The sequence below is a fragment of the Polaromonas sp. genome (assembly GCF_041689105.1).
Classification (GTDB): domain Bacteria; phylum Pseudomonadota; class Gammaproteobacteria; order Burkholderiales; family Burkholderiaceae_C; genus Polaromonas.
The window spans coordinates 1-4,785 of the sequence record NZ_JBDNGU010000050.1; the positions used below are offsets into that span (position 1 = coordinate 1).

A 4,785-nucleotide genomic window follows, 5' to 3' on the forward strand; every position below is an offset into this window, starting at 1 on the left:
CTATGCGCGACTTCTCGCAGACCGAACTCTGGCCCCACGCCGCGCGCTGGGACCGGGAGCGCCACTTTCCGGCCGAGGCCCACCAGGGCCTGGCCGCGCTGGGCGCTTACGGCATCTGCGTGCCTGAAGAGTTTGGCGGCGCCAACCTCGACTACCTGACACTGGCGCTGGTGATTGAAGAAATCGCCGCCGGCGACGGCGGTACCAGTACCGCCATCAGCGTCACCAACTGCCCGGTCAACGCCATCCTGATGCGTTATGGCAGTGCCGCGCAGAAAAAGCAGTGGCTCATGCCGCTGGCCCAGGGGGAGATGCTGGGCGTGTTCTGCCTGACCGAGCCGCATGTGGGCAGCGACGCGTCATCACTGCGCACCACCGCGGTGAAAGAGGGCGACAGCTATGTCATCAACGGTGTCAAGCAGTTCATCACCAGCGGCAAGAATGGCCACGCTGCCGTGGTGATTGCCGTCACCGACAAGGGCGCCAGCAAAAAAGGCATGAGTGCCTTCATGGTGCCGACCGACGCACCCGGCTACGTGGTCGCGCGGCTCGAAGACAAGCTCGGCCAGAACTCCAGCGACACGGCCCAGATCAACTTTGACAACTGCCGCATCCCCGCCGAGAACCTGATAGGCGCAGAAGGCGAAGGCTACAAAATCGCCCTGGGCGCGCTCGAAGGTGGGCGCATCGGCATCGCCGCGCAAAGTGTCGGCATGGCGCGCAGTGCTTTCGAGTTTGCCGTGAACTATGCCAAGGAGCGCCAGAGTTTCGGCACCGCTATCTTCAATCACCAGGCGGTGGGTTTCCGGCTGGCCGACTGCGCGACCCAGCTGGAAGCCGCGCGCCAGCTGATCTGGCATGCCGCCAGCCTGCGCGACGCTGGCCAGCCCTGCCTGAAAGAAGCCGCCATGGCCAAACTGTTTGCCAGCGAAATGGCCGAGCAAGTGTGCAGCGCCGCCATCCAGACCCTGGGCGGTTACGGCTACGTCAGTGACTTTCCGGTAGAGCGCATTTACCGCGACGTGCGGGTCTGCCAGATTTACGAAGGCACATCGGATGTGCAAAAAATCATCATTCAGCGAGGACTTTAAGCTCACCCCCGTTGAGGCTCACTGCGTGTAGCCTCCTCCCCCCTTTGCAGGGGGCGGCGCCTGCGGGCCGGCAAAGCCGGGCCCGCGGCCCCTGCTTGAAGGGCGGATGCTTCCGATGCCTTGCAAGCCGTCAACCTGACCGGGTGTCCTGGTCGGATTAGAGCGGCCAGACGACAAGCAGCAGCGGCAAGCTGACCGCCACCACCAGCACCTCCAGCGGCAGCCCCAGCTTCCAGTAGTCGCCAAACCGGAAGCCGCCCGGCCCCAGGATCATGGTGTTGTTCTGATGCCCGATCGGTGTCAGAAAAGCGCACGAGGCGCCGATGGCCACGGCCATCAGGAACGGATCAGCGTTGACGCCCAGTGCCGCAGCGCTACCGATGGCGACCGGGCACATCACTGCGGCGGTGGCTGCGTTGTTCATCAGGTCCGACAGGAACATCGTCACCAGCAGCACCAGCGCCAGCGCCAGCACCGCATTGCCCTGGGCGACCGATTCCATCAGGCCCCGGGCGATCAGGTCGGCCGCGCCGGTGGACTGCATGGCGTTGGCAAGCGGGAAGAGGGCACCCAGCAGGATGATGACCGGCCAGTCGATGGCGTCGTACAGATGGCGCAAGGGCAAAGCGCGCAGCAACAGCGTGAACAGCGCGCCAGCCAGAAAAGCGATGGACGCAGGCATCAGTCCCAGGGCGGCGGCGGCCACGGCCGCCAGCATGATCAGCGAGGCCTGGATCGCCTTGCGCTTGTTCGGTATCAGCAGGTCGCGCGCGGCCAGGGGCACGCAGCCAGTGTCGCTGGCGAACTCGGCGATGGCGCCAGGCGGACCCTGCAGCAGCAGGATGTCGCCTGGCTGCCATTCCATCGAGCGCAACCGTTCGACAGAGCGGTTGCCCTGTCGGGACACGGCCAGCAGGTTCAGGCCATAACGGGTGCGCAGCGACATGTCGCTTGCGGAGCGCCCCGACAGGATGGGGCCTGGCAGCACGACCAGTTCGACCAGAACGATTTCCGCAGCGTCGCCGCGCGGCTTCTCGTCTTCTTTTTCCTTGTCCTTGTCCTTGTCCTTGTCCTTGTCCTTGTCCTTCCCGGCCGCCTCCTTCAGGGTCTCCGGCTCGCGGGCCGTTGGCGCCCCGGTGGCTTCTTTCTTTTCCTCCTCCCGGTCGGCGGGGCTTCCCGATTCCTCCAGCTTCATTCCGAGGGTCGACAGCAGCGTGGACAAGGTGTCCGCGCCCGCTTCGATGACCAGAATGTCGCTGGCGCGCAGCGTCCGGTACGGGCTGGGCGCGCTGATCCGCATCTCGTTGCGCACCAGGCCGACCACCTGCGCACCGGCGTCTTCCAGCACCTTCTCCACCTCGGTGAGCGTCTTGCCCTCCGACGCGCCACCTTCAAGAATCCGGGCCTCGGTCAGGTAGGCCCCGGTGTCGAAGCCCTCCAGGCCCTCTGCCTGGCGCTTGGGCACAAGTCGCCAACCCACCAGCGCGATAAACACCACGCCCAGAACGGCCACGGGCACCCCGATGGCCGCGAAGTCGAACATCGCGAACGAGCCCCTGCCGTCGGCCATGCCGGCCCGGAACCCCGCAACAATGAGGTTGGGCGGTGTGCCGATCAGGGTCGTCATGCCGCCGAGGATGGTGCCGAAGGCCAGCGGCATCAACATCCGCCCCGGCGGGATGGACAGACGCGTGGCCACCTTGAGCGCGATCGGCATCAGCAGCGCCATGGCCCCCACGTTATTCATGAAGCCTGACAGCAGCGCGCCCACGCCCATCAAGGCGGTCAGGCTGAGTACCTGCCCCCCCTTGGCCGGTATGGCGTAGCGGGCCAGCACCTCGACGGCGCCCGAGACCTGCAGCGCTTTGCTCATGATCAGCATGCAGGCCACCGTGATCACGGCCGGGTGGCCAAAACCGCTGAACGCCTCCTCGGGCGTCACCAGTCCCGACCAGACGCAGGCCACCAGGGCGCTGACGGCCACGAGGTCGTGCCGCCACTTGCCCCACAGGAACAGGCCGACGACCATGCCAAGGATGAGCAACACGGTGATCTGGTCGGGCGTCATGAAGAAGCCTTGTGGGGTGGCATGAGGTGGGCGGGTGAGAGCATGTGTCAATGTACCCGCTTGTTGCGCGGCGTCTGCGCATGGGCAAGACGCCGATAATCGATGTCACAGGAGTATTTCATGCCCATCACCAAAGGATTTCGCGCGCTCGTTGACGAGGCCATGGCCCAGGTCACCACCTATTCTGTGGCCGAAGTGCAGGCCAGACTGCATGACCCCCAGGTGCAGATTGTTGACATCCGCGACCCGCGTGAAGTGAGCGCCGGCACCGTGGTCGGCAGTTTCCTCGCGCCCAGAGGCATGCTGGAGTTCTGGGTGGACCCCGCCTCGCCGTACCACAAGCCCGTGTTTGCCGACGAAGGCCGGGAGTTCATCCTGTTTTGCGGTGCAGGCTGGCGCAGCGCGCTGGCGGCCCGGACGCTGCAGGACATGGGCATGACCAATGTGGCGCATATTGACGGCGGGTATGCCGAATGGGTCAAGCAGGGCGCGCCTGTCGAAACGCTGGAGCAGCGCAAGGCAAAAAGCAGCGGCTGAGCTTGATGCCGCCCATGCCGCCTCTGTCACCTTCGCAAGCCTGCCCCTGTGGCCGCAGCAGCCCGTCCGGCAAACCGCTGGGGTTTACAAGTTGCTGCGACTGTTTTCTGGATCACTTCGAGACCACACCCGCGCCAGACGCCGAAAGCCTGATGCGCTCGCGCTACACCGGCTTTGTGCTTGAACGCGCCGACTACCTGCTCGCCACCTGGCAGACCAGTCACCGGCCATCGGCCATCGAGTTCGACCCCGGGGTGAAATGGCTGGGCCTGGAGCTGCGTCATCACCGGCTGCTGGACGCCACCCACGCCGAAGTCGAATTCGTCGCCCGGCAGAAAAGCCCGGGCAACCCGGCCGTGCGCCTGCATGAGCGCAGCCGCTTCGTGCGGGAGGCCAGCCGTTGGTACTATGTGGACGGCGATGCGCTGTGATTAAGCATAAAATCGGCCTCTAGCCCTTATACAGCGGTCGCAAGCAGCTATCAAATCAGTAGTAAAAGGATTCTTTCGTGACCTTCGATGCCGTGTTGTTTGACTGTGATGGCGTGCTGGTGGACAGCGAGCCCATCACCAATGGCGTGTTGCGCGACATGCTGGAAGAAGCCGGCTGGTCGCTCAGCAGCGCCGAATGCATGCGCCTGTTCATCGGCAAGGCTGTCAGGGACGAGGCCGCCCTTATTGAAGAAAAAACTGGCCGCCCCTTGACCGAGGCGTGGATGGCTGAGTTTCGCGGTCGCCGCAACGAGGGGCTGGTCGAAGGCCTGCTGCCGATTCGCGGCGCGCTTGAAGCGGTGGCGCAGATCCACGCGCTGTATGCGGGCCGCATTGCCTGCGCGTCCGGCGCTGACCGCTTCAAGGTTGAGCTGCAGCTCGAAAAATGCGGGCTCATGCCCTACTTCAAGGACCGCATTTTCAGCGGCCACGAGATGCCGCGCTCCAAACCCGCGCCCGATGTGTACCTGGCCGCTGCCGCCGCGCTGGGTGTTGACCCGACCCGCTGCGCGGTGGTCGAAGACACCGTACCCGGCGTCATGGCTGGTGTGGCTGCCGGGGCGACGGTGTTTGGCTACAGCCCGGCGGAGGCCGGGCA

Annotated in this window: 5 protein-coding genes; 4 read left to right on the top strand and 1 reads right to left on the bottom strand. The window is 65.0% G+C overall.

The window, feature by feature from the left end; genetic code table 11:
- Window positions 1-2 precede the first annotated feature (2 nt).
- Window positions 3-1,091: an acyl-CoA dehydrogenase family protein gene (locus tag ACESMT_RS04355; protein WP_372825347.1), complete on the top strand. Its 1,089-nt coding sequence runs from the start codon at window positions 3-5 to the stop codon at window positions 1,089-1,091.
- Window positions 1,092-1,248: 157 nt separating this feature from the next.
- On the opposite strand, the gene ACESMT_RS04360 is transcribed toward ACESMT_RS04355, so the two are convergent.
- On the bottom strand, window positions 1,249-3,159 hold the full coding sequence (locus ACESMT_RS04360; RefSeq protein ID WP_372825348.1) for an SLC13 family permease: 1,911 nt from the start codon (window positions 3,157-3,159) through the stop codon (window positions 1,249-1,251).
- 120 nt (window positions 3,160-3,279) lie between these two features.
- Between ACESMT_RS04360 and ACESMT_RS04365 the strand changes: the two genes are divergently transcribed.
- The 3 genes from ACESMT_RS04365 to ACESMT_RS04375 form a co-directional block, all read left to right on the top strand.
- Entirely contained in the window at window positions 3,280-3,696 is a 417-nt protein-coding gene (locus ACESMT_RS04365; protein WP_372825349.1) for a rhodanese-like domain-containing protein, read from the top strand.
- Window positions 3,697-3,701: 5 nt separating this feature from the next.
- Window positions 3,702-4,127, top strand: coding sequence for a YchJ family protein (locus ACESMT_RS04370; RefSeq protein WP_372825350.1), 426 nt, complete (start codon window positions 3,702-3,704; stop codon window positions 4,125-4,127).
- 77 nt (window positions 4,128-4,204) lie between these two features.
- The coding region (locus ACESMT_RS04375) for an HAD family hydrolase (RefSeq protein ID WP_372825351.1) at window positions 4,205-4,785 on the top strand (581 nt) is incomplete at its 3' end.